This is a genomic window from Streptomyces sp. NPDC104831 (assembly GCF_055583025.1).
The window spans coordinates 89,003-111,765 of record NZ_JBVJOT010000003.1; the positions used below are offsets into that span (position 1 = coordinate 89,003).

A 22,763-nucleotide genomic window follows, 5' to 3' on the forward strand; every position below is an offset into this window, starting at 1 on the left:
TTTCACGACCCTCCAGTCAGGCGCGTTGCCGGACACGGCCGCTGCCTCCAGGGATGGGCGGCAGAGGACGCGGCCCGTCCCACCCTCGGAGACCTCACACCCATCCGCAGGGAACTTGCCGCGGCCGCCCGCGCGGCCGCCCCGCACTTCACCACGTCCGCTCGCTCCCCCATGCGGGAGGTCGACAAGATCCACCAGCTCCCTCGCCGACACCCGCCGCGATGCCCGCTCCCGGCATGGGGTGGCCGTGTCCTGGGCCGAGCGAGAGGCCGGCGTGCCGGTCCGCAGCCGCGCGTCGCCGCTCCGGATGGCCGGGGCACGTCGCGGGCGGGTGCGGACCGGCACACCGCACGGTCGTTGAGTTGTGGACTCTGTCACGCACTCCCCACCGTTGGAGCGCGCCGAGTTGTGCGGTGATGGCCAGTCAACGCATGGCGAGCGATGGGTTTCAGGTGGTGGTGCTGTTGCCTTGGCGTGCGGCGAGAGCGGCGTCGGCGCTGGAGTAGGCGGGCAGGAAGGTGTCCATCCCGGTGACGCTGAGCAGGCGCCCGAGCCGGTCGGGGATGGCCGCCAGGGTCAGGGAGCCGTCGGCGTCCGTGGCGCAGCGCCAGATGCCGATGAGGGCGCCCAGGCCTGAGGAGTCGCAGAAGGTGACGCCTGAGAGGTCGGCGACCAGATCAGGGTGGCCGTTCGCGATGAGTTCCAGGGCACGGCCGCGTACGGCGGGTGCGGTGGTGATGTCGAACTCGCCGGACAGGGCGATCACGGCGAGGGTGCCGTCGGTGTGGGGGACGTCGATGTGGAATGCGTCGGTCATGGGCGTGGGTTCTCCTGCCCGACGGAGGTGTCGGCGGTCGGGGCGGCGGCGCTGTGGGCGGTGGTGGTGATGCCGGCGGGAGCAGCATCGGGGGTGGGGACGGACAGGGCCAGCAAGGCCACGTCGTCGCGTTCGGTGTCGGGGAGGGTGTCCAGGAGCGCGACGGTGTCGTCGATCAGTGCGCCGGCACTGACCGGCGCCGGCCGCTGGGCCAGGAAGTCGGTCAGGCCCGTGTCGGCGAGCATGCGGCCATCGGCGGTTCGGGCCTCGGTCAGCCCGTCGGTGTACAGCAGCAGTCCCTCGCCGGGTGCCAGGCGCAGGGTGCGGGAGGCGAAGGCGGCTTCTGCGAACGCGCCGACCAGCATGCCGCCCTGGGCGCGGGCTGCCTCGACCCGCACGCCGCCGCCCTCCATGGGGCTGAGGTGGTAGGCGGGCGGGTGACCGCCGGTGGCCAGCGTGACCGTGAAACCGCCGTCCCGGGCTGGATCGAGCAGGCCGAAGATGGCGGTGCAAAAGCGGGTACCGACCGCCGCGTCCAGCAGCAGCGCGGTATTCAGGGCCTTGAGCGCAGCCGTGGGGTCCGCGTCGACGAGGGCTGCGGCCCGCAGGGTGTAACGGGTCAGTGAGGTGATCGAGGCGGCTTCGGCGCCCTTGCCGCACACATCGCCCAGGAAGAACGCCCACCGGCCCCCGTCCACGGGGAAGACGTCGTAGAAGTCCCCGCCCACTTCCTGCGGGGAGGCGGTCTTGTAATGGCAGGCCAGCTCCAGCCCTGGTACCGCGGGCAGTGCCGGGGGCACCAGGGTGCGCTGCAGGGTGGAGGCGAACGCGGCGATGGCCGCCTTGTCCCGCTCCGCGCGCCGGCGGGCCTCTTCCTCCGCCTGGCGCCTTTCCTGCTCGGCCTTGCGTCGCTCCTGCTCGGCGCGCACCGCGTTCAGTGCCGACAGCCGCAGCTCAAGCTGGTCACGCACGATCGCGGCCAGGTCCCCGAGGGTGGAGGCATCGGCCTCGCTGATCTCGCGGGGGCGGGTGTCGAGGATGTTGACCGTGCCCAGCCGGTGCCCGTCGGCGGTGATGATCGGAGCGGCGGCGTAGAACCGGACTCCCATCGGGCCGGCGACCAGCGGGTTGGAGCAGGCGACCGGGTCCAGCAGCGTGTCGGGGATGACGGTGGTGTCATCGGTCAGCACCGCCGAGGCACACAGGCCCGGATCGCGGCCGATCTCGCTGACGCCTTCCAGACCGTGCGCGGCCTTGAACCAGATCCGGTCCTCGTCCACGATCGTCACCGTCGCCACCGGCACCTCGAACAACCGTGCCGCCAGCGCCGCGACCCTGTCGTAGGCGCCGTCCGGTGGAGTGTCGAGAATGTCGTAACGGCGCACCGCCGCCATCCGCGCCGCCTCGACCGCCGCGGCCACAGGCCGGCTCGGTGTTATCACAGGCGGGCTCGCTTGCTCCGGCATGTCCCTCGTCTCGTCATCCCCCCCAGGAAGGCACCGACCGGACAGCCAGCACCCCGGAACCCTATCGAACGTTCCCTGTGTCACCGCTCAGGAGGCGCCACCGAGCCTGCTGCTCGGCGCGGCCGGTGCCACCATCGACGTCGACCTGCCCGTGACCAGCGGCACCACCGGTACGAACACCGCCACGCTCAGCGGCACCGCCACCGTCACCGTCGCCGGCGCGCTCCCACTGTCCCTCTCGGCCACCGCGCACCTGGCCGGCTCCGGCAGCACGCCCGGCCTCCAACTCACCGTCGCGGGCGTCACGCTGCCCGTCCTGCCCATCGGCAACAGCGGCATCGAGATCGGCTGACCATCCCACCCTCACCGGCACGCGCACCGATGATCTGGCAACAGCGCGACGGGACCCGACGCTTTCAGTGTCGGGTCCCGTCGTCAGTGCGGTCAGGAGAGCGCGCCCGATCCTGTGGAACACGCCAGGTGTTTCACGCCCCCGTGGGGGTGGCTGACGCCCAGTGGGGGCGGATCGAGCTGCTGCTGCCGGACCGGGCGCCCAGGGGGGCGGTCGGTGGCGCGATCAACGTGGGAGCAGCGGCTGAGAACGCCCGTCAGGCGGCCGCTTCCCCTTCGTTCGCGCTCTGGCCACCGCTCCGTGTCCGGAACACAACCGGGCCCCGGCGATCGACGCCGGGGCCCGGTTCCGGGTGCCGCGGGTTCAGCGGTCCCTCACTCGCCGCCGCCGTAGGAACGGTGCACGGCGTCGGCGGCCTTGTCGGTCTGTGCGTCGTACTTGTCCCCGGTACGCTCGTCGACCATCCGCTCGACGCCGTCGACACCCTTGTCGGCCTGGTCCGGATGGGCCTTCGCCATCTCCTTGGCCTTGTTCGCCATGTCTCCCAGCTTGCCCATGAGGTACCTCCCTGCGCTACGTGTGTGTCGTACCGGGCGGGGAGTACCCCCGGTGTCCAGTTCGAAGCATGCGTGGCGGATCCGCCGTCATGCCGGGCCCAGGCTCCCTCCCTCCTTGACGGCGCGGCAGCGGGCGCCGGCCTGGTGCGGCAGCGGGCGGGGTGCGTGCGGTGCGGATCGCATTCTGGACGGCGAGGCCGGCGCCCCGGGCCCGCTCGTACCGGCTCGACTCGCGGGGAGGCTACAACTACCAGACCTGCAGTTTCTGACATCAGCCGCTCTCCGGCGCGATGAGGCCCCATCCTCCCTTCCCGCCACTGGCCCGCAGCCGCCCGGCTGCGGGCCTCGCCCGTGTCCGGTCTCCCGAGGGCGAGCCCGAGCACGATCAGCTCGCAGTCGGAACAGGACTTCAGAATGGAACGGCCAGCCCGGCCTCGCGCAATCGAATCAGGGCCCTGCCCATGCACTCGGCGACCGAGGCTCCGTCGGCCCTCAACCCACCGTCCAACGGCCCACCGGAAGCGGCGAACGTCCACGCCGGCTGACCGTCGCGCATGCGCTCCGCGTCGATCCGGATCATGGCACCGACCCCCTGCTCGCCAAGCCACTCCAGGATGGACAGCGTCACGTCCTCGACGCCGCTGTCCAGGCCCACCCTGGTTCGCCGTTCCATCCCCTTGGCCATGATCACAACCCTACTCAGCGTCTGATCGGGTCGCGTCACGCACTCTCGAAGCCGGACCGGACCACAACGAACAAGCTGAGCAACGAGCCGGGAAGACACGCTCCGAGCCGGCCCGCGGCGGAGGCGCCGGTCCGGGATGCCGCGCTCTGCCGCACCAGGCTCAGGACTGCGCGGCCGGCGACACGCCGTCTTCCTTGCCCCGGCCTGCTTGGCCGACTGGTTCTTCGCGTCCGTCTTCTTCTTCGGCTGCGGCAGCTCGTACACGTCGGCCGGCCCGGCGCCGCTGCGGAAGGACTTCGCCTTGGACACCGACTCCTGCAGGGCGGCCATCAGATCCGGCACCCGGGCGGGCTGCTCCGGCTCGGGGGCCGCGGGGAGCGGCGGCTCCTCCTCCCGTTTCGCCTCGACGATCTGGCGAGCGCCTCGGTGCAGCGGTCGGTGAACTCAGGGCCTTCCAGGTCGTCGACGCTCATGGTGTCCATGAGGGCGAGGGCGCCGGCGACGCCCTCCTCGGAGACCTCCGTGGGCCGGGGGGCCGGAGGCGGGTGTGGGCGCGGATCTCGTCGGGGCCGACGCATGGCGTGCAGGACCAGGACGTCGTCGCGAACCCGCAGCAGCCCGAGGCGTTCACGGCCGGACCAGGCGTACTTCGCGACGGCCGCTTTCGCCGAGCGGGACAGGGCCTTGACCAGCAGCTTGTACGGCTCGTCCCCGGCTTGGCCGGAGGGCTGGGGGTAGAAGCTCCCGGCGATCCGGATCGGGGCGGGCGACTCCAGCGGCAGGAGGCGGGAAGCGGGCCTGCCGAGGGCGGCGCCGGGCGAGGGGCTGTCAGGCGTGCGGCCGGCCGGTGACGGTCGGCAAAGTCGTTGTCTTGATCCGGCGGTAGGTCCTGAAGCCGTACGCGGTCAGTCCTGCCCAGATGACAGTACTGACCAGAGGCCACCACAGATCCCGTCCGCCCTCACCCCGGGCGAGATTGACGACCCAGTTCACCGCCCAGCTGATCGCAAGGACGAGCGCCACCCACCTGGCCCACCGCCAGATTCCCATGGTTCCCCGGGCCCGCGCTTCCTGGGGGCTCCGCTTGTCTTGCCGCAATCGTGTGCCATCCATACCTACGCGCCTACCCCCTGCCCGTCCCTTGCCTCCCGGTACCTGAGGGATGGCCGAAAACGAACGGACCCACCCGGCCTCAGAGATCTGGCCGGCGCACGGGTGCCCGCCCGTGCCGAAGAGGTCGCGCGGCTACGCCTCGGTGACGACGTCGCCCGCCGCCAGGCCGAGGACGGCGGGACCCCGACCCATCCCTCACCCGGCCGGGATCCCGGCCTCTTCCTGTGGCCGAGCGCGGGGCTTGCGGACCGGTCGGCGGCTGTCGCCAACGACGACCTGACGCAGGTAGTAGCGGTACACCTGCCCAGCGGTGATCAGCGCGATACCCACCATGGAGACCACCTCACACGGTCCTGACCTGGAATCGACGGCCGATCGGCCGCACGCCCAGCCGGGCGGGAGCAGCGGCCGGGCTCCACTCTCAGACGCTGGTCAGGCGGGAAGCGGCTCCGGCCGGTGAGCCAGTGTCATCTGTGCCCCGGAAAACTGATACCGGTACGGTCGGTCCCCCGGGCGCGGTCGGAAGGCCTGTCGTGCCCGACGGTGCGTTGCGAACCCTTGGCCGGGCCGTGCGGGTAGTCCAGCGCCGGCAGACGCCCTCGGCACCTCACTCCCGACGACATCCCCGACCAGACCGGCCGCACCGCGCTGATCACCGGCGGAACGGCGGGATCGGAATCGAGACCGCCCGCGCGCTCGCCCGGCACGGGGCCCGCGTCATCCTGGCCGGCCGCAGCCAGGCCAAGCTGGACCAGGCCGCGGAAGCTGTGCGCGCCGCGACCCCCACAGGCCCGGACCGACACCCTCGTGCTCGACCTCTCCGACCTGTCCTCCGTCCGCGACGCGGCCACCCACATCGCGAGACCGAGACGGTCGACCTGCTCTTCAACAACGCCGACGTGATGAACCTGCCCGAGCGACGGACCACCCACGACGGCCTCGAGATGACGGTCGGCACGAATCACCTCGGCCACTTCGCCTTCGACGCCCAGGTCTGGCCCGCCGTGCGCCGCTCGTCCGCACCGCGCGTGGTCACCGTCAGCGCCATCGCGACGCGGTGGCCGATGGGCAGACTGCCCGCTATGCGGAGGGGCTATCCGTGGCTGGGGACGGAGCGGCTTCCGTCGTGGGCGCCGGAACCCTCCCCGCGACGATGCGTTCCCTCCGCCACGGCAGGAGCAGCGCGCTCGCCAGGCACAGCAGCCCAGCGATGAGCAGGGCACCGCGGACCCCCACTGGGGCGGCGATGAGACCACCAGCGATCACGAAGGCCGCCTGGCACGCCTTCGAGCCGACGGACCAGGATGTGCCGACGCGGGACATGAAGGCGTCCGGTGTGGCCGCCATGCGATACGTGGTGAACGACGGGTTGAAGACCCCGGCGGAGAAGAGCAGGCCGAAGTCGGCGGCCACGATGACGAACACGCCGAGGGCCCCGGAGGGCGTCAGTGGCAGCAGGATCGTCCAGAGCGTCCGCGCAACACCGGACAGCAACAGAATGCGGCGCAGCCCACATCGCTGGGTGAGCAGCGGGGCCAAGCGTGAGCCCAGCACGCCGCCCAGGCACGGCAGTCCCAGGGCGAGTCCGTACTGCCACGGTGCCAGGCCGAGGTCGTTCAGCATGAGGACGGCCATGAGTGGTGACGTCATCATGATGGATCCACCGAAGAGCAACGCGTTGAAGAACAGCGGCCGCAGTCCTGGGTGCCGCAGGAGGTACTGCCAACCGGCAGCGATGTCGCGGCCCAGGTGCGAGGTGGCGGCGCGGGCCGGTGGCGCGGGTTCGGGCTGTCGGATACGGCGGATGCCCAGGGCCGATCCGAGGAAGGACAGCGCGTCGACCACCATCGTGGAGGCCGTGCCCAGTGTCCCGACGAGAAGCCCGCCCACGGGCGGGCCGGCGCTGACGCTGATCCAGTTGGCCGTCTCGAACAGGCTGTTGGCACGAAGGCGGTGCTCGGGCGGGACAAGTGCTTTCAGGTGCGCGCCACTCGCCGCGTCGAACGCGACAGACGCTGCCGTCTGGAGAACGCCTACGACGCACAGCTGGGTGTAGGTGAGTCTGCCGAAAGCCATGGCGACCGGGACGCTCGCCAGCAGAACGCAGCGGGCCAGGTCGGCGGTGAGCATGACCGGCCGCTTGTACTGGTGCTCGATACGCACACCGAGCGGCAGAGCGATCACTCCGCTGGCCACAGCAGACAACGCAGCGAGCAAGGAGACCTGGAACGCAGAGGAGTCCAGCTCCAGGAGGGCAATCAACGGCAATGCCCCCATGCCGACGGCACTGCCCGCTGCGCTGACCGCGTAGGCACCCCACAACTGCCGGAAGTCCTGTCCGAGCGTGCTCAGCCGTACCAACCGAACCTCCAGGGGTGTGAAGGCGCTCAGCGTAGTGACTCGGACCAACCGCCACGGCGTGATGCCGGAGACCGGCCGACCCGGTCGACGACGCGCCGACCACGGCCGGTGCGCGGAGCCGGCACGCGCCAGGCGGGATGCGCGGCCGTCGGCGCGGGACTGCGGGGCCGAACGAGACGGCATGGTGACGCGGCGGCAGGGTGGGGCGTGGGCGGGCCGCAGCGGTGGTGGACGCAGGCGGAGCGGCGGCCCGGGGCCAAACGGCGATCCGGAGCAGCAAGCAGCACCGTCCCACGACAGCTCCCCCATCCGTGCGGGCGCCGTCGTGTACCGCCTCCGGGTGCCCCGGGCCCTGATCCGCACTGTCGCGGCTCCGCGCGTCTGCGGGGGTTTCGCCGCCGTACCACCGCCCGCCTGCGTTCGCCCGGCCAGCAAATGCCTCCTCCGGCCGGTATGCCCGCGTTCCGCTGCGCACCCGCACGACCGGTAACTGCCCGGTCGTTCCCCGTCCAGACGGCGCCGTGCGACGCACCGCCCGGGAGTACGCGCCGCGCTGCCGCCCGGCTGCCGCGCCGCCCTCGGTGCCGCTCGGCCGCTGCCCGGTTCCCGGCCCGCGCGCTGCCTCCCCGTTTCCGCGCCCATGTTGGTCGCCCCGATACGACACGACCGCCTTCTGCCCGCCGTCGGCGTGCCCGCGCTCAAGGCGGGCTCGTAGATGTGCGCCGGGATCGGCGCGCTGTGCCGGATAGGGGGGCGGGCCAGGTGCGCCGAGGAGACCGCGCCAGGGCCGCGCGGTACAGCGGCCCGTCCATGAGATGGATGTACTGCTTGCGGCAACTCACCTCTTCGGTGGTCTGGGTGGTGAAGCCGGCCGCATCTGCGGCAGGGACGGTGCCGGCACCCTGCCCGTACCTCCGGCTATCACTTGACTCGAAGGATAGACCGAGGCGGCAAGGTCATTACTGCTGCAAGGTGGTCCATCGTAAAGCAGTAGATTCGGCCTGACGGCGACCTTTTCGTCGTAGAGCAGGGTCGCCCGCAATTTCAGTACGGCAATGGCGCCGTCTGCGCACACTTCGAACTTCAAGGGTGATGTGACTGCGACTGCTACGGCATGTCCGAGTTTCGTCTTCACACCTCGCACACCCAGGCTTGTCGGATAGCGTAGGTACGGCGGTCTGCGGGAATGAAGTTCTCAGGCGGGGTGTGGGGCGAGCGGTTCCCCGATTCGTGTTGCCAAATCCAGCAAACCACCCTGCTCACGGGGCAGCAAACCCGGGAGGGTGACCGCCGCCGCGAGCTCCCGCCGCACCAGCGCGCGCTGGTCGGCCCGATGCGTGCCCTGACGGCGGCGCGCGCTCACTCCAGGGTGGTTGGGCCACTCCGCGACCGATGATCCGGGGTGCCGGGCGGTTCGGCCGAAGCCCTGGCCAGGCGACGACGAATCGTGGGCGGTGCACGCTGCGCCGCGGGGAACGTAAATGCGTCGACAGCACCCCTCGGCACCCGGCAGAGTGGCCACCCGTGACGAGCAGTGAACTGTGGACCCGCGCGACCGCCGAGTGCTACGACGCCGAGGAGGCCGAAAGGTCCTCGGCGGCCGCTCTCGGACCGACCCTCGCCTTCCTCGCCGAGCTCGCCGGAGAGGGCCGGGCGCTGGAGTTCGCCATCGGAACGGGACGGGTGGGAGTCCCGCTCCGGGAACGCGGCGTGCCGGTGGTGGGCATCGAATTGTCCGAGCACATGGCAGCGGTACTGCGGCGCAAGGTCGACGAGGACACCCTCCCGGTGGCCATCGGGGACATGGCCACCACCGTCGTCACCGGCGGGTTCACCCTGGTCTACCTCGTCTACAACACCATCACGAACCTGCTGACGCAGGACGAGCAGGTCGAGTGCTTCCGCAACGCCGCACGGCATCTGGAGCCCGGCGGTCGGTTCGTCATCGAGCTGGGTGTGCCGCCGCTGCGGCTCCTGCCGCCCGGCCAGGTCGCGGTGCCGTTCGACGTCTCCCCGCAACACCTCGGTTTCGACACCTTCGACCTGGTCGAGCAGATGCTCGTCTCGCACCACTTCACCCGCGACGACGACGGCCGCTACCGCCGCGCGAACTCCCGGCACCGCTACGCCTGGCCGGCCGAGCTCGACCTGATGGCGCGGATCGCCGGCCTCGAACTGGAACGCCGCGTCGCGGACTGGGACGGGGCCCCGTTCACCCAGGACTCCACGAAGCACGTCTCCGTGTGGCGCAAGCCGGCCTGAGGCCGCCCACCGGGCCATCAACGTCGGCCGTGCCGGTCTTGGACCTCTGCCGGGAGTTCAGGCGGCGCCGGCAGATCAGTGCGCATCCGAGGGCGAGGAAGGCTTCGTGGATGTCGTCGTGGATCTCCCGGCGGATCCGCATACGGCGGGACCAGTGCAGGTGGGCCAATGCTCGCTCGCTCCACCACCCGGCGTTGCGCGCCCAGGCCCTGGCCGTGCTCGGTGCCCCGGCGGGCGATCAGCGGCTTCACGCCGGGATCCCCGGACGAGGCGACGGTACTTGACGTGGCCGTAGCCTCCGTTCGCCCAGCACCACGTCCGGGTGGCGCCTGGGCCGGCCAGGTACACCCAGCCCGGACGCCGTCATCGCCTCCGCCTGGCCAGGGCCCCGACCGCGCAGAGGACGGCCGAGGCCCGGCGCGGGGACGTCCCCGTACGGGGACAGGGTTACGGTCGGCCGCCCTGGCCCCCCAGAGCGGTCAGCGCTTGGTCCGTGAGCCGGTACACCGCCCACTCGTCCTGGGGACGGGCGCCCAGTGCCTCGTAGAAGTCGATCGCGGGACGGTTCCAGTTCAGTACCGACCATTCCAGGCGCTCGTAACCGCGTGCGACGCAGATGCGGGCGAGCTCCGTCAGCAGGGCCTTGCCGTGGCCGCCGCCGCGGGCTCCGGGGCGGACGTACAGGTCCTCCAGGTAGATGCCGTGCGCACCCCGCCAGGTGGAGAAGTTGAGGAACCACAGGGCGAAGCCCACGACTTCACCATCGGCGTCCTCGGCCACGTGTGCGTAGGCGGCCGGGCGCTCGCCGAAGAGGGCCTCGGTGAGTTGCTCCTTCGTCGCCCTGGCCTGGTCGAGTGCCTTTTCGTACTCGGCGAGCTCGCGGATCAGAGTGTGGAGGACGGGGATGTCGGCGGGGGTCGCAGTACGGATCATGCTGTGAGTCTCACACGCGGGTGCCCGCCCGATGACGGGCCGGGTGGCGCTCGGCCTTGGCGGGCCGGCTCCGGTGGCCTCTGCCCACGTCCGGCCGACGGTCCCTGCCAGGCACTTCGTGCTTCGTGAGGTGACCCGACCGACGTCCTCCAGGACCTGCGGAACGGCCGAGGATCTCCCCGTACGGCCCTGCCCCCGAATCGGCGCCTCGTCCCACGGTCGGGACTGCCACCAGGAATGAAGCGGCCGGACACCGGGCTGTCGGGACCTCACCCAATGGCGTTCCGGGCGGCCGCGCCACCCACCTCGGGCGTCAATTTAAGGCAAGGTGAGTTGTTGGGCAACAGCCCCGACAGGCGCAAGAAGAATTTAGTAACGGTTTAGCTGAGTGAGCGAAACGCATCCCGGAGAGAAGCACAAATCAGTTGCCGTCTCTATTGACATGACCGCAACATAGAGTGCTCTCATTGAGCCATCACGGCGCAGCCCGGCGTGTATCCGCCTATCCGGTCGGCACTGCCACTTCGCCACCTTTGGACAACGTTGTCACACTTCGGTGACCGGGTGCGGATACCTCCGTCCGCCACCCCGTCCGCCGCCATTCCCTGAGGAGCGACATGACACATGCACAGCAAAGACGCGCAACTGCCCGGCGGGCAACAGCCGCCGCGGCGCTGACCGCGGTCGTCGGTCTGCTGCTGTCCGTACTCGGCAGTTCCGTCGGCGAGGCGCAGGCCGCCGCCACCGGTCTGCGGGTGAACAACGGACGCCTCTACGAGGCGAACGGCAACGAGTTCGTGATGCGTGGGGTCAACCACGCACACGCCTGGTACCCGGACAAGACCAACTCCATCGCCGACATAGCGGCCAGCGGCGCCAACACCGTCCGAGTCGTGCTCGGCAGCGGCGACCGCTGGACGAAGACGACCGGTGCCACGGTGTCCTCCCTCGTCAGCCGCTGCAAGGCCGGCAAGGTCATCTGCGTGCTGGAGGTGCACGATACGACCGGCTACGGCGAGGACTCGGCCGCCGTGTCCCTCGACAAGGCCGCCAACTACTGGATCGGCATCAAGAGCGCGCTGGTCGGCCAGGAGAACTATGTCGTCGTCAACATAGGCAACGAACCGTACGGCAACAACGGTTACAGCGCCTGGACGCAGGACACCAAGAAGGCCATCGTCAAGCTGCGCAACGCCGGTATCAACAACATGCTGATGGTCGACGCCCCCAACTGGGGCCAGGACTGGTCCAATACGATGCGTGACAACGCCGCTTCGGTGTTCGCCGCCGACCCTGACCGCAACACCGTCTTCTCCGTCCACATGTACGGCGTCTACGACACCGCCGCCGAGGTCCGGGCCTACCTGAACTACTTCGTCGACCACCGACTCCCCGTCGTCGTCGGCGAGTTCGGCAACATGCACAGTGACGGCAACCCCGACGAGGACGCCATCATGGCCACCGCGCAGTCCCTGCGCGTGGGTTACCTCGGCTGGTCCTGGAGCGGAAACGGCAGCGGCGTCGAGTACCTCGACCTGGTCGACAACTTCAACGCCCGCTCACTCACCGCCTGGGGTCAACGCCTGTTCAACGGCGCGGACGGCATTCGCGCCACCTCGAGAATCGCCACCGTCTACGGCGGCGGGGGCTCCACGGGCGGCGGAACCGCGCCGAACGGCTACCCCTACTGTGTGAACGGCAGCTCCTCCGACCCCGACGGCGACGGCTGGGGCTGGGAGAACAGCGCCTCCTGCGTCGTCCGGGGCAGTGCCGCCGACCACTGAGGGAGAAGCCACCCGCCATGTCTGAACAGCCGGGGCCCGGACCAGGGCCCCGGCCGCCGTGCGTCCCACCGCGGTCGAGCGCGCCTCCGGCACCAGGCCGACAGGGCCCGGCCCGCCCCCGGACTCAGCCGGTTACCCCAGCCAATGCGGAGGAATCCTGGCTGACGGGGCCCGGTCTGGGGGTGGGAAGAGATGGGCACGATCCCTGTTATGGCACACGCAGATTCAGTACCATGCCGCCCGCGCTTGCTGTGGGAGCAGCACTGCTGTCTGCCCTTGGAGCGGCATGCGGATGTCGGTGAGCTGGCCCGCTACCGCAGGCCGGGCGGCAGCTTTGTGTCGGTGAACGTGGGTTACGTCCCGCATTCCGCGGATGACGTCACCGGTCTGATCACGAGCTGGCGGGAGCGGATCGCCGCGGATGACCGCTTGCGGCCGGCAGAGAGCGTCGGTGACGTCGACGCCGCCGGCCGTGACGGGAGCGTGGCGGTGGCCTTCGACCTGGAGGATTCCGGTCCGCTCGCGGGGCGGCTGGAACGGGTGCGGCAGTTCTACGAACTCGGTGTCCGCACGATGCTGCCCAGCTACAACAACCGCAACGCGGCGGGCGGCGGCTGCCTCGATGCGGTCGACGAGGGGCTCACCGCCTACGGCCGGGCGCTGGTCAGGGAGATGAACGCCGTCGGCATGGTGGCGGACGGGTCTCACTGCGGGACCCGCACCGGGCTGGACATGTGCGGAGTCTCCGAACAGCCGGTGATCTACAGCCACTCCTGCATGCGCGCGCTGTGGGAGCACCCCCGCAACATCACCGACGAGCAGGCCAGGGAGTGCGCCGCCACGGGCGGGGTCGTCGGCATCACCGGCGTCGGCATCTTCCTCGGCCCCAACGACGCCACCCTCGACGCCCTCGTACGGCACATCGACTACGCGGTCGAACTCGTCGGCCCCGAACACGTCGGAGTGTCGACCGACTACCCGTTCGACCACGACGACTTCAACGCGATGCTCAGGCAGAGCCCGGAACTGTTCCCCGACTCCTACACCCGCTGGGGGCCGATCGACTTCCTGCCCCCGGAAGACCTGCCGACCGTCGAAGACGCGCTGATCGCCCGCGGATACCCCGACGACGCCGTCACCGCGATTCTGGGCGGCAACTTCCGTCGCGTCGCCGCACAGGTGTGGCGGTAACCCCCGGGTTCTCAGACCGTCCGCCCGCCACGCTCCCCAGCCTCTCGGGCGGGACTGTGTCGGGCGGGACGACGCGGACGTCTGCCGGCCGCCCTTGCGGCCCAGCAGGTCCGCCACCGCGTCGTAGGTCACGGGGTGCGCCGGGCAACGGCGTACCGTCGTGCAACGGGGGCAGCAGCACCGGGCCGGACAGGCGTGCGAAGGCGTGGGGCCCGGCCTCCACGGCGTAGCCAGCCGGGCCGGGCACGCCGGCGTACCGGCGCGCCGTGTCACCCGTCAGGGCTCGACCACCTCCACGTGGTCGCCGACAGCGACCACCAGGACCCGCGCGCCCGGCTCGGTGGAGCACCAGCGGTGCCGGACGCCGCCGGACAGCAGCAGCGTGTCCCCGCGCCCCAGCCGGTGGATCCGCCCCTCGGCCTCCACCTCGACCGAGCCGTCCGCCACGTACATCAACTCGTCGTTGCGGTGCAGGAACTCGCGGTCCGCCTCGTGCTCGCCGACGAACTCCAGCGCGTGCAGCTGATGTCGGCCGCGCACCACCGGCCGGACGCGCGCCTGCCGGTCGAGGCCGCTGTCGTCGCCCGCGCGCACCACGTCGACCGTGCGGGTCTCGTCCGAGGCGGCGAGGAGCTGTACCGCCGTGGTGCCGAGGGCGTCCGCGATCCGCTGCAACGAGCGCATGCTGGGGCGCGCCCGGTCGTTCTCTATCTGGCTCAGGAACGGGGAGGAGAGCCCGCTGCGCCGCGCCACTTCGGCGAGCGTCAGATCGAGTGCCCGGCGGCGACGGCGTACGGCAGCGCCGACCCGAGGTGTGTTCCCGGCCTCCATGGTTGTCCCGTCCCTTCCCGCCCCGCGGCGCCGTTCTCGCTGGTCGCCGATGCCTGACGGCACCTTACGCGGCACACGCCGAGAGGCCGCAGGCGGTTTCGTACTGCCGACACACGCCCGTCACACAACATCTCTACTGTCAAAGCCGATTGATCTCATCAAAGAAACTTTGACACAATGAGGAGTTCCGACGTGCCATCGATCGACCAGAACTCACGCCGCCGGCGTCCCACCGGCCTCATCGCCCTCGACGAGACGGCCGTGTGCGACGGCTACACCCTCTACGCACCGCTCACCGGCAGCGGCGAGGTCTACCTCGTCGACATCCATGGCCGCACCGTCCACCGCTGGGACCTCCCCTACCGGCCCGGCCGTCACGCCCGCCTCCTGGCTGACGGAACCCTCGCCTACAACGGGGTGCTCCCGGGAGAGAAGGCCCTCTTCCCGATGTGGCACAAGTACCGGGGCGGCGTCATGCTCCGCGCCGCACCCGACGGCACGGTGCTGCGCGAGCATCGCGACCCCCTCCAGCACCACGACGCCCACCACCTCGAAGACGGCCGGATTCTCTATACGGCCCTGGAGGCCCTGACCGGCGCCCAGGCGGCGGCCGTACGGGGCGGAGCCCCCGGCTCCGAAGCCGCGGGCGGCATCGTCTGGGCGGACACCATCAGGGAGGTCGGCCCGGACGGTGAACTCCTGTGGTCCTGGCGCGCCGCCGAGCACCTCGACCGCGCGTCCTTCCCGCTGCACGAGGCGTACGCCCGTGAACACTGGCCCCTCGTCAACAGTGTCACGCCCCTGCGGGACGGCAACATCCTCGCCAGCCTGCGCAGCGTGTCGGCCGTCGTCGTCATCAGCCGCGAGACCGGCGAGATCCTCTGGCGCAGCCGCCCCGGCACGGTCAGCCAGCAGCACGCACCCACCGAACTGGACGACGGCCGGCTGCTGGTCTTCGACAACGGCGTCTTCCGGCCCGGCCACGACGTGCCGTACTCCCGCGTCATCGAGATCGACCGGGCGGGCGGAGACATCGTGTGGGAGTACCACGACCCGGCCCGCGAGTTCTTCTTCGCGCCCTTCATGGGCTCCGCGCAGCGCCTGCCGAACGGCAACACGCTCGTGACCGACTCTCCCTCCGGGCGGTTGTTCGAGGTGACGAAGGACGGCTACCTGTGCTGGGAGTACGTCGTCCCGTACTTCGCCGGCTACCGCGAGAGCGAGGTCCGGGGCCTCTTCCCGTCCGAACCCAACGCCGTCTTCCGCGCCTACCGTTACACGGCGGCCGACATCCCGTGGCTGGACGTGACGGCATGACGAGCACCCCGGCCCCTCCTGTCCCCCGTTCCACCGAAGCCGTCGACGCCCGGGTGCCGTTGCGACGGCTCGTGCCGCTCGCCGCCCAGCACGTCCTGGCGATGATCGCCGCCCCCGTCTCCACCGTCTTCCTCGTCGCCGGCACCCTGCGGATGCCGCCCGGTGCGACGGCCTCGCTGCTGAGCGCCGTCCTGCTGCTGTGCGGCGCGGGCGCCCTGCTCCAGTCCCTCGGGGTGTGGCGGATCGGTGGCCGCCTGCCGTTCGTCATGCTGCCCGGCGGTGCCGCGACGGCGCTGTTCCTCCAGATCGCCCAGGAACACGGCGCGCCGACCGCCACCGGTTCCGTCCTCCTGGCGGCAGCGCTGCTGCTCGCCGTACTGCCCCTGTACACCCGTGTCGTACGGCTCTTCCCACCGCTGGTCATGGGCGTGACCGTCCTGCTCATCGGGATCGCGATGATCCGCGTCGCCGCCCGGCTCGTCACCGGCCCGGACGGCAGGGGCGAGCCGCGCGCGGTGCTCCTGGCCGCGTTCACGGTCGCGGCGACCGTCACCGCGTACGTGCTGCTGCGCGGAGTCTGGCGTCAGACCTCCGTCCTCATCGGGATGGCGGCCGGAACCGTCGTGGCCGTGACGACCGGTCTCGGCGCCTTCGCCCCCGCGGCCGGGAAGGGCTTGGCGCTGCCCGCTCTCCTGCCCTTCGGTCCACCGCGCTTCGACCTCGTGGCCGCCCTTCCGCTGCTCGTGTTCAGCCTCACCACGCTGGCCGAGATCACCGGGCAGACCGTGCTCAACAGTGAGACCGTCGGCCGAACCCCCGCTCCCGAACGGGATGTTCCGCGCGTCGCCCGCGCCGACGCCCTCGTTTCTCTGGCCGGCGGGCTGTTCGGCACATCCCTCATGATCACCAGCGCCGAGAACATCGGCATCGGCCGGCTCACCGGGGTCCGCAGCCGCTTCGTGACGGCCGGGGCAGGCGTGCTCCTGATCGTCGTCGGCCTGGCCACGCCCGTGTCGCGGGCGCTGGCCGGCATGCCCGAGGCCGTCGTGGGCGGCTCCGCGCTCGTCGTCTACGCCGTCATCGCCGTCATGGGCGTCGAGATGCTCCGCCGAGCCGACCTGTCCGGCCCGGGCACGGGCAACCTGACGGCCGCGCTCGCGCTCACGGTGGGACTGCTGCCGTTGCTCAGCCCGGAGCTGTACGCGGGGTTCCCCGAGTGGGCCCGTACGATCCTCGGCAGCGGCGTCGTCGCCGGAACCCTGACGGCGGTCCTCCTCACCGCGCTGCTCGGCCGGTTCGACCGGGTGCCCCGAGCTCCCGTCCCGGCGGAACCGCGTGTACCGGAGTGACCACGCCGGCGTCCGGCGGCACCTGCCCGCGCAACGGGACCAGACGGACACCGACAAGGCGTTGCGGGACGCCTTCTGCGCGCGCTGACCGGCCGAACCGTTCGCCCGGGGCTCCCCGACGCCACCGCCCTCACAGCCGTGGACGGGGCGTCCGGCGACACGGCCGGTCCCGAGGAGCGGACCGAGGGGGAACTCCCGCCCTGCTCGGCGGCCCGACCGGCCCGTCCCGGACAATGGGCGCATGGACATCCGATCCCCTCGCGTGAGTGAGCTGCCCGTTCTCCAGGACATCGAGAGGGCCGCCGGTCAGCGGTACCACGAGACAGGCATGCCGGAGATCGCCGAGGACGAGCCGCTTCCGCTGGACGCGCTCGCCCGGTACCAGCGCGACGGGAGGGCCTGGGTGGCGGTCGACGCGGCCGGCACCCCGGTCGGCTACCTGATCGCCGACCGCGTCGACGGCAATTTCCATGTGGAGCAGGTTTCGGTGCACCCCGGCAGCGCTCGGCGCGGGGTGGGCAGGTCCCTGCTGGAGCATCTGGCCGACCATGCCAGGAGCCGGCAGGTGCCCGCCCTGACCCTCACCACGTTCGCCGACATCCCGTGGAACGCCCCTTACTACACGCGCTGCGGCTTCCGGGTCCTGGCCGAGAGCACGCTCACACCCGGTCTGCGGGAGATCCGTGAGCGCGAGGCGGCCCACGGCCTGGACCGGTGGCCGCGCGTGTGCATGCGCAGGGATCTGTGACGTCGGGGGCGGCCACCGCGGGCAGGGCTCTTCCGCCCGCTCCACCGCGCCGCCCCGGAGCCACCGCCCGGCCCGTGAGCCGCCGAAGCGGTCCAGGGTCAGCGCAGGCGGCAGATCGTGTGCGGGTCGGCCCCCTTGGGGCCGGGGGGCGGGGTGAGCGGCGCCACGCTGCCGGCGGGCCGCCCGCACACGTTCACCGACCGCACCCGACCGCCGTCGTAGCTCACCCGCACGATCTCGTAACCGTGTCCGCGCTGTTCGGCGTAGGGCCGGCTGCCGGTGAAGTCGACCGTGCCGACCGGCAGGTTCGGGACGGGGTGCCAGCGCAGGTCGGCCCAGGTCTCCGCGGCGGTCTGCGGGACGTCGCCGTTGCGCGCGGCCCGGTACAGGACGGCCGTGGCGCTGTAGGACAGCACCGTCTGCCCGTTGGAGAACAGCGCGTCGGTCCAGGGCCGGGTGGGATCGGCGAGCGCCGTCCGCCGTGCTCCGGCCGGCAGCAGTTCCATGAGGACGCGGTGGGCGTCGATGTAGAAACCGGTCGTCGCCGCGAGGTCCATGGGCGCGAGGGCGAAGTGGTAGAGGGTGACCTCGTCGGGGATGCGGAGCGCCTCGCCCTCCTCGTAGTTGCTCTTGGTGAGGTCGTCGCCGGTGAACACGGTGATGCCGCGTCCCGAGCAGCCAGGGGTGGAACCGAGCTGGGACATCAGGTTGGGCACGTCCTCGACCCGGCCGGCGAAGTAGAGGGCTCTCGGCACGGGTCGGCTGCCGCAGATGTCGCCGATGGGGGTGGTCAGTTCGGGTTCGCCCTCGGCGCTGAGTCGGTACGTCCTCGAGGGCGCCGGAGCGAAGTCCGCTTCGGCCAGCATGCGCTTGCCCACCCTGGCCTGTTCGGTGGTGTAGAAGTCCTTCTCGCTGCCGACCGACCGGGACAGCACGGCGCCCTGGGCACCCTTCTCCCGGGCCGCCAGCTGACGGGCGACGACCCCCAGGGCGTTCGCCTCCTCCTCGTCGGTGGCGGCCAGCCCGAACCAGTTGGACAGCCTGCGCGCCAGGTGGCTGCCCGAGTTGGTGGTGCTCACCACGGGCAGGCCGGCCCCCTTGAGGATGCGGGCGGCCTGCTCGGTCTCGGTGGTGTCACGGCCCATGCCCACGACACCGACGACGGAGCGGTCGCGGCGCGCCAGGTCCGCGATGTGCCGGGCCATCGGGACTACGTGCAGCATGTTCTGGTCGGCGTTGGCGAGCAGCACCTTGATCTTGGTCGGCTGATCGGTGCTGACGTTGGCGTAGTGCTGGTAGAGGTACACCCCCGTGATCTCCTCCAGCCCCTTGCGGGTGCCGGCCTGCCTGGCGGCGGTGACCGGACCGGCGTAGACGATCGTCACATGGGCGTCGCGCGGTCTGATGGCCGCGTTCTCGGCCCTGATCGCACGCTCCACCGCGTCGAAGGTGACGCCCTTGCCGGCGCCGGACAGACTCAGTGTGTTGCCCTGCGCGAGCCGCACGTTCCCGGTGGCGACGCCGACGCACTGACCGTCGTAGCGGCCGGAGTCGGTGTTGGAGCCGAGCAGCCGACCCTCGCAGTAGCGTCCGGCGAGGTAGTGGTTGCCGAGGAAGCCCGCGGCCAGGCCCAGGGCGAGGACCACGGCGAGGCAGGGGCGGGACCACAGGAGCCAGGCGGGCGTCCGGCGGATGCGGTCGGTGGAGTGCTGGGCGGAGCGCCGGTGGCGCAGTTCGTCGCCGGGCATCGGGATGTACAGGATCCACGGCAGGGTGGCGGCCCGGCCCGGGGACTGGCCGGCGTTGAGGTTGGTCACCCACCGCTGGTACCTGGCGTCCGCTCCGAAGGCATCTTCCTCGGTGTCGGCCCGGCCCGGTGCGGCGGCCGGCTCCGGATCGGCGGGGGCCTGCGGCCGCAGGCGTTCGGCCGCCGGGACCGCGGCCAGCACGAGCAGCGGGTCGACCTCGCTGCGGCGGCTGCGCACGTCGCTGATGGTGCGCAGCAGGAGCAGACCGCCGTCCTCCTCGGTGACCCTGGGCAGATACACCACGGGCGGCACGGTGCGCTTGCGGCGGCGCAGGTCCAGCGCCCGCGGGCGGAAGTTCTCGCGCAGGTCCTCCAGCAGCGCCAGCACGCGTAGTTCCAGGTGTAACTGTCGTGCCGTCGTGTCGCCCGCCTGTGCCGCGGCCACCTGCTGGGCGACGGCGAAGGCACGGCCCCGGATGGTCTCCCAGGACTTCGCCGGCCGCCAGCGCGACCAGTCGGCGGCGGCCGGCCGGTCGCTGAGCGGGGCCAGGAAGGTGGTCGTCGCGAACCAGCGGGTGGCCCGGCGCAGCCACAGCAGCGGCGGCGCGCTGCGCGCGAGCAGGTGCACCAGGCCGAAGACCGTCAGTGCCAGGGCGCCGCCCCACAACGCCGTACGCCAACCCCCCTCGCCCAGCAGCACGCTGAGGCAGGCGATGAACATGGCCCCCACGAATCCGGAGGGGTTGACGACGGCGCCGACGGTCTCCGCGAGGGCCGGGACACGGCGTCGGCCCTCCTCGCCGGGGGAGCCACCGTCGGGACGCCAGCGCAGCTCGGCCAGCCGGCGCATCAGGCGCTCGCGGCGCTCAGCCGCCGTCCACACCGTGGTCACCTCGGCGCCGACCTCGGGCGCGGCCTGCTCGATGGCCCGCAGCAGACGTGAACGCGGGAAGCCGAAGGGTTTGTACTGCGACTGCCGTGCGTTGTCCCAGGGGTGCTCGCACAGCTGGCGCACCATGTCGACGGCCGAGGAGTACGGGTCCGGGCCGCCCCCGCCGTCGAGCCGCTTGGCGATCAGCCCGCGCGGCTGCTGGCTCTGGCGGACGAACTCCACCACCTGGACGACCCGGCGGTCGAGGGTCCCGGTCTCGTCCTCCTCGGTGGCCTGCAGCACCACCAGCGGAGTCACCGGAGGGTTCACCCGGAAGCCGTCGATGAGCCGTCTCATCAGCGCGAAGACCGCGTCGGCGGCCTCCACCCCGGCGCTGCCCGTCCAGACCCGTCTGCCCATGCGCTCCGCCCCCGTCGCGTCGACCTCATCGAACACCGAGTTCGATGGGAATACCCACCCCCGAGCGCCGCTGCACCCCGGGACCCAGATGAATGTCGGGACGCCCATGGTGGCGCGTTCGGACGTTTTGGATCCGGTTTGCGCCACATATCGGCCGTTTACTAACGCAATATATCGACTTTGTGGGAATGACCTCCTCGATCGCCGGGCGGGCCAGAGGAAGATGCCAGCGATGCGGAGTCCGGCCGGGTACATGGTCGCGGTCTTTCGTACAGCACGGCCGGACGACCCGTCCGCCGGCGCCGACCGGCGCCGGGCAGCGGATCTGCGTCACCCGCGCCGGTGGGAATAGCCTGGAGGTGAGCGGCAACGGGACGGAACGGGCCCTCCCGATGCCTCCCCTCCACGGGGGACGTAGGGAGGCGAAGAGCCATGCCCTGGAATCTGAACGGCACGTATCTGGAGAGCTGCAACTGCGACGTGGTGTGCCCCTGCACCACCTCGGGCCTGACCGCACCGGCCGACCACGAGCGCTGCCAGGTGACCTTCGCGTTCCACGTGGACCGCGGGACCGTGGACGGCACGGACGTCTCCGGCCACAACGTCGCCGTCTTCATCGACGCGCCCCGGGTGATGGCCGAGGGCGGGTGGCAGGTGGCGCTGTACCTCGACGCTGCGGCCGACGACGGCCAGGCGGAGGCGCTGGGCAAGGTCTTCTCCGGCCGGGCCGGCGGGCCGATGGCGGCACTCACCCCGCTCATCGGCGAGGTCCTCGGCGTGGAGCGCGTTCCCATCGACTACCGCGACGACGGCCGCCGCCACTCCGCACGGGTGGGCGGCACCATGGACATCGAGATCGAGGATCAGGTCGCCCCGCAGTTCGGGGAGGGCGGTCCGGTCATGGGACTGACCGGCATGTTCCACCCCGTGAACAGCACGCTGACCATCGCCCGGTCGACCCGGGCGAGGGGCCAGGGCGTGTACGGCCGGTCCTGGGACTTCTCCGGCGGCAACGGACACTCGGCGCCCTTCACGTGGTCCGCGTGAGCGGCTCGCCGGCCACCGTCCGCCGCGGGGCGGGCCCCACCGCAGTGCTGCTGGCCGCCGCGGCCGCCGCCTGGGCCTGGGTGGTGACGCGCTGGGGCGACATGCAGGCGATGCCGGGGACCATGGGCCTGGACCTGCCCGCTTTCCTCGCCGTGTGGACGCTGATGACGGCCGCGATGATGCTGCCCGCCACGGCGCCCGTCGCCGCGCTGTACGCCCGCACCATCACCGCGCACCGGGCATCGCGCATGGCCGTTTTCACGGCCGCCTACCTGCTTGTCTGGGCTGCGGCCGGGCTGCCGGCGTACGGGCTGGCGGCCGGCCTGGGCGGGGCGGCGGACCTCCCCGCGGCCGCGGGGACCGCGGTGGCCGCTGCCGTGTTCACGATCGGTGGCGCCTACCAGCTCATGCCCTTCAAGGACCGCTGCCTGGCGAGGTGCCGCTCGCCGGTCGGGCTGATGCTGCGTTACGCCTCGTACCCGGGACCCTCGCGCGATCTGCGTGCCGGAGCCCACCACGGAGCCTTCTGCCTGGGCTGCTGCTGGTCACTGATGGCGCTGCTGGCGGCGTACGGTGTGATGAACCTGTGGGCCATGGTGGGTCTGACCGCCGTGATCACCGCCGAGAAGCTCGCTCCGGCCGGCCGCCTGGTGGCCCGTGCCGTGGGAACCGCCTCGATCGGCCTGGCCGTCGCCGTCTTCTGGGTCCCGGCGCTGGCCGCGGGCCTCACCGGCGGCGGTACGGGCGGGATGTGAGGACAGGATCGGAATCCTCGGCACGCCATGGCGCACCGAGCACCTCCGAAGGATGCGAACCGATCACCGGCTGGCAGCTCAGTTCGGCTACGTCTTCCTGCGTGGCATCACCGCCGTCGGGTACCGCGTGCGACCTACCGCCTACTGCGACCACCAC

General features: G+C 71.4%; 20 protein-coding genes and 1 pseudogene. 10 read left to right on the forward strand and 11 right to left on the reverse strand.

From position 1 onward, the window contains the following. Positions 1 to 448 precede the first annotated feature (448 nt). Both ACZ63H_RS03010 and ACZ63H_RS03015 read right to left on the reverse strand, forming a co-directional pair. Positions 449 to 817 (reverse strand): STAS domain-containing protein, encoded by a 369-nt coding sequence (locus ACZ63H_RS03010; protein WP_469861541.1) that lies wholly within the window; start codon positions 815 to 817, stop codon positions 449 to 451. Next, positions 814 to 2,238, reverse strand: a complete 1,425-nt coding sequence (locus ACZ63H_RS03015; RefSeq protein WP_469861543.1) for a PP2C family protein-serine/threonine phosphatase — start codon at positions 2,236 to 2,238, stop codon at positions 814 to 816. Before ACZ63H_RS03015 ends, ACZ63H_RS03010 begins: the two co-directional genes overlap by 4 nt. Positions 2,239 to 2,281: 43 nt before the next feature. Between ACZ63H_RS03015 and ACZ63H_RS03020 the strand changes: the two genes are divergently transcribed. Continuing rightward, positions 2,282 to 2,635, forward strand: a complete 354-nt coding sequence (locus ACZ63H_RS03020) for a hypothetical protein (RefSeq protein WP_469861544.1) — start codon at positions 2,282 to 2,284, stop codon at positions 2,633 to 2,635. 374 nt (positions 2,636 to 3,009) lie between these two features. On the opposite strand, the gene ACZ63H_RS03025 is transcribed toward ACZ63H_RS03020, so the two are convergent. The 5 genes from ACZ63H_RS03025 to ACZ63H_RS03045 form a co-directional block, all read right to left on the reverse strand. Next, positions 3,010 to 3,192 carry an antitoxin gene (locus ACZ63H_RS03025; RefSeq protein ID WP_469861545.1) on the reverse strand — a complete coding sequence of 61 codons (183 nt, stop codon included), beginning with the start codon at positions 3,190 to 3,192 and terminating at the stop codon, positions 3,010 to 3,012. A 409-nt stretch (positions 3,193 to 3,601) separates the two neighbouring features. Continuing rightward, on the reverse strand, positions 3,602 to 4,207 hold the full coding sequence (locus tag ACZ63H_RS03030) for a hypothetical protein (RefSeq protein ID WP_469861546.1): 606 nt from the start codon (positions 4,205 to 4,207) through the stop codon (positions 3,602 to 3,604). Then, complete coding sequence (locus tag ACZ63H_RS03035; protein ID WP_469861804.1) at positions 4,207 to 4,659, reverse strand: Ku protein; 453 nt, start codon at positions 4,657 to 4,659, stop codon at positions 4,207 to 4,209. Before ACZ63H_RS03035 ends, ACZ63H_RS03030 begins: the two co-directional genes overlap by 1 nt. A gap of 46 nt (positions 4,660 to 4,705) precedes the next feature. Further along, the gene (locus tag ACZ63H_RS03040) at positions 4,706 to 4,927 is read right to left on the reverse strand and encodes a hypothetical protein (protein WP_469861548.1); all 222 of its coding nucleotides are present in this window, start codon (positions 4,925 to 4,927) and stop codon (positions 4,706 to 4,708) included. Between the two features lie 258 nt (positions 4,928 to 5,185). Further along, a complete protein-coding gene (locus ACZ63H_RS03045; RefSeq protein WP_469861550.1) occupies positions 5,186 to 5,323 on the reverse strand; it encodes a hypothetical protein in 138 nt (45 codons plus the stop codon). Between the two features lie 236 nt (positions 5,324 to 5,559). Here ACZ63H_RS03045 and ACZ63H_RS03050 point away from each other — a divergent pair. Next, a pseudogene (locus ACZ63H_RS03050) lies at positions 5,560 to 5,997 on the forward strand (SDR family NAD(P)-dependent oxidoreductase); the annotation flags it as partial. A gap of 73 nt (positions 5,998 to 6,070) precedes the next feature. On the opposite strand, the gene ACZ63H_RS03055 reads toward ACZ63H_RS03050, so the two are convergent. Beyond that, a complete protein-coding gene (locus ACZ63H_RS03055) occupies positions 6,071 to 7,351 on the reverse strand; it encodes an MFS transporter (protein ID WP_469861552.1) in 1,281 nt (426 codons plus the stop codon). Between the two features lie 1,524 nt (positions 7,352 to 8,875). On the opposite strand from ACZ63H_RS03055, the gene ACZ63H_RS03060 reads away from it, so the two are divergent. Next, positions 8,876 to 9,613, forward strand: a complete 738-nt coding sequence (locus ACZ63H_RS03060; protein WP_469861554.1) for a class I SAM-dependent DNA methyltransferase — start codon at positions 8,876 to 8,878, stop codon at positions 9,611 to 9,613. A 447-nt stretch (positions 9,614 to 10,060) separates the two neighbouring features. Here ACZ63H_RS03060 and ACZ63H_RS03065 read toward each other — a convergent pair whose 3' ends face one another. Continuing rightward, positions 10,061 to 10,546, reverse strand: coding sequence for a GNAT family N-acetyltransferase (locus ACZ63H_RS03065; protein ID WP_469861556.1), 486 nt, complete (start codon positions 10,544 to 10,546; stop codon positions 10,061 to 10,063). A gap of 617 nt (positions 10,547 to 11,163) precedes the next feature. Here ACZ63H_RS03065 and ACZ63H_RS03070 point away from each other — a divergent pair. After that, positions 11,164 to 12,330 (forward strand): cellulase family glycosylhydrolase, encoded by a 1,167-nt coding sequence (locus ACZ63H_RS03070; protein WP_469861558.1) that lies wholly within the window; start codon positions 11,164 to 11,166, stop codon positions 12,328 to 12,330. Between the two features lie 276 nt (positions 12,331 to 12,606). Next, entirely contained in the window at positions 12,607 to 13,521 is a 915-nt protein-coding gene (locus tag ACZ63H_RS03075) for a dipeptidase (protein WP_469861559.1), read from the forward strand. Between the two features lie 276 nt (positions 13,522 to 13,797). On the opposite strand, the gene ACZ63H_RS03080 is transcribed toward ACZ63H_RS03075, so the two are convergent. Continuing rightward, entirely contained in the window at positions 13,798 to 14,352 is a 555-nt protein-coding gene (locus tag ACZ63H_RS03080) for a helix-turn-helix domain-containing protein (RefSeq protein ID WP_469861561.1), read from the reverse strand. Positions 14,353 to 14,544: 192 nt separating this feature from the next. On the opposite strand from ACZ63H_RS03080, the gene ACZ63H_RS03085 reads away from it, so the two are divergent. From ACZ63H_RS03085 to ACZ63H_RS03095, 3 genes are all read left to right on the forward strand, one after another. Next, the gene (locus ACZ63H_RS03085; protein ID WP_469861563.1) at positions 14,545 to 15,669 is read left to right on the forward strand and encodes an aryl-sulfate sulfotransferase; all 1,125 of its coding nucleotides are present in this window, start codon (positions 14,545 to 14,547) and stop codon (positions 15,667 to 15,669) included. Beyond that, entirely contained in the window at positions 15,666 to 17,018 is a 1,353-nt protein-coding gene (locus tag ACZ63H_RS03090; protein WP_469861565.1) for a uracil-xanthine permease family protein, read from the forward strand. Before ACZ63H_RS03085 ends, ACZ63H_RS03090 begins: the two co-directional genes overlap by 4 nt. A gap of 241 nt (positions 17,019 to 17,259) precedes the next feature. Then, positions 17,260 to 17,766, forward strand: coding sequence for a GNAT family N-acetyltransferase (locus tag ACZ63H_RS03095; RefSeq protein WP_469861567.1), 507 nt, complete (start codon positions 17,260 to 17,262; stop codon positions 17,764 to 17,766). 98 nt (positions 17,767 to 17,864) lie between these two features. Here the strand turns inward: ACZ63H_RS03095 and ACZ63H_RS03100 are convergent, their stop codons facing one another. After that, the gene (locus ACZ63H_RS03100; protein WP_469861806.1) at positions 17,865 to 20,804 is read right to left on the reverse strand and encodes a type 1 periplasmic-binding domain-containing protein; all 2,940 of its coding nucleotides are present in this window, start codon (positions 20,802 to 20,804) and stop codon (positions 17,865 to 17,867) included. A 432-nt stretch (positions 20,805 to 21,236) separates the two neighbouring features. Here ACZ63H_RS03100 and ACZ63H_RS03105 point away from each other — a divergent pair, with 432 nt between their 5' ends. Together ACZ63H_RS03105 and ACZ63H_RS03110 are read left to right on the forward strand one after the other, a co-directional pair. Continuing rightward, complete coding sequence (locus ACZ63H_RS03105) at positions 21,237 to 21,851, forward strand: DUF1326 domain-containing protein (RefSeq protein ID WP_469861569.1); 615 nt, start codon at positions 21,237 to 21,239, stop codon at positions 21,849 to 21,851. Next, complete coding sequence (locus tag ACZ63H_RS03110) at positions 21,848 to 22,606, forward strand: DUF2182 domain-containing protein (protein WP_469861571.1); 759 nt, start codon at positions 21,848 to 21,850, stop codon at positions 22,604 to 22,606. The genes ACZ63H_RS03105 and ACZ63H_RS03110 overlap by 4 nt, the downstream gene beginning before the upstream one ends. Positions 22,607 to 22,763: the final 157 nt, after the last annotated feature.

Coding starts and splice junctions, on each gene's coding strand:
- ACZ63H_RS03080 (WP_469861561.1), bottom strand. CDS start 14,352: ATGGAGGCCGGGAACACACCTCGGGTCGGCGCTGCCGTACGCCGTCGC.
- ACZ63H_RS03105 (WP_469861569.1), top strand. CDS start 21,237: ATGCCCTGGAATCTGAACGGCACGTATCTGGAGAGCTGCAACTGCGAC.
- ACZ63H_RS03065 (WP_469861556.1), bottom strand. CDS start 10,546: ATGATCCGTACTGCGACCCCCGCCGACATCCCCGTCCTCCACACTCTG.
- ACZ63H_RS03100 (WP_469861806.1), bottom strand. CDS start 20,804: ATGGGCAGACGGGTCTGGACGGGCAGCGCCGGGGTGGAGGCCGCCGAC.
- ACZ63H_RS03070 (WP_469861558.1), top strand. CDS start 11,164: ATGACACATGCACAGCAAAGACGCGCAACTGCCCGGCGGGCAACAGCC.
- ACZ63H_RS03045 (WP_469861550.1), bottom strand. CDS start 5,323: ATGGTGGGTATCGCGCTGATCACCGCTGGGCAGGTGTACCGCTACTAC.
- ACZ63H_RS03095 (WP_469861567.1), top strand. CDS start 17,260: ATGGACATCCGATCCCCTCGCGTGAGTGAGCTGCCCGTTCTCCAGGAC.
- ACZ63H_RS03020 (WP_469861544.1), top strand. CDS start 2,282: ATGTCCCTCGTCTCGTCATCCCCCCCAGGAAGGCACCGACCGGACAGC.
- ACZ63H_RS03090 (WP_469861565.1), top strand. CDS start 15,666: ATGACGAGCACCCCGGCCCCTCCTGTCCCCCGTTCCACCGAAGCCGTC.
- ACZ63H_RS03030 (WP_469861546.1), bottom strand. CDS start 4,207: ATGGCCGCCCTGCAGGAGTCGGTGTCCAAGGCGAAGTCCTTCCGCAGC.
- ACZ63H_RS03025 (WP_469861545.1), bottom strand. CDS start 3,192: ATGGGCAAGCTGGGAGACATGGCGAACAAGGCCAAGGAGATGGCGAAG.
- ACZ63H_RS03010 (WP_469861541.1), bottom strand. CDS start 817: ATGACCGACGCATTCCACATCGACGTCCCCCACACCGACGGCACCCTC.
- ACZ63H_RS03040 (WP_469861548.1), bottom strand. CDS start 4,927: ATGGGAATCTGGCGGTGGGCCAGGTGGGTGGCGCTCGTCCTTGCGATC.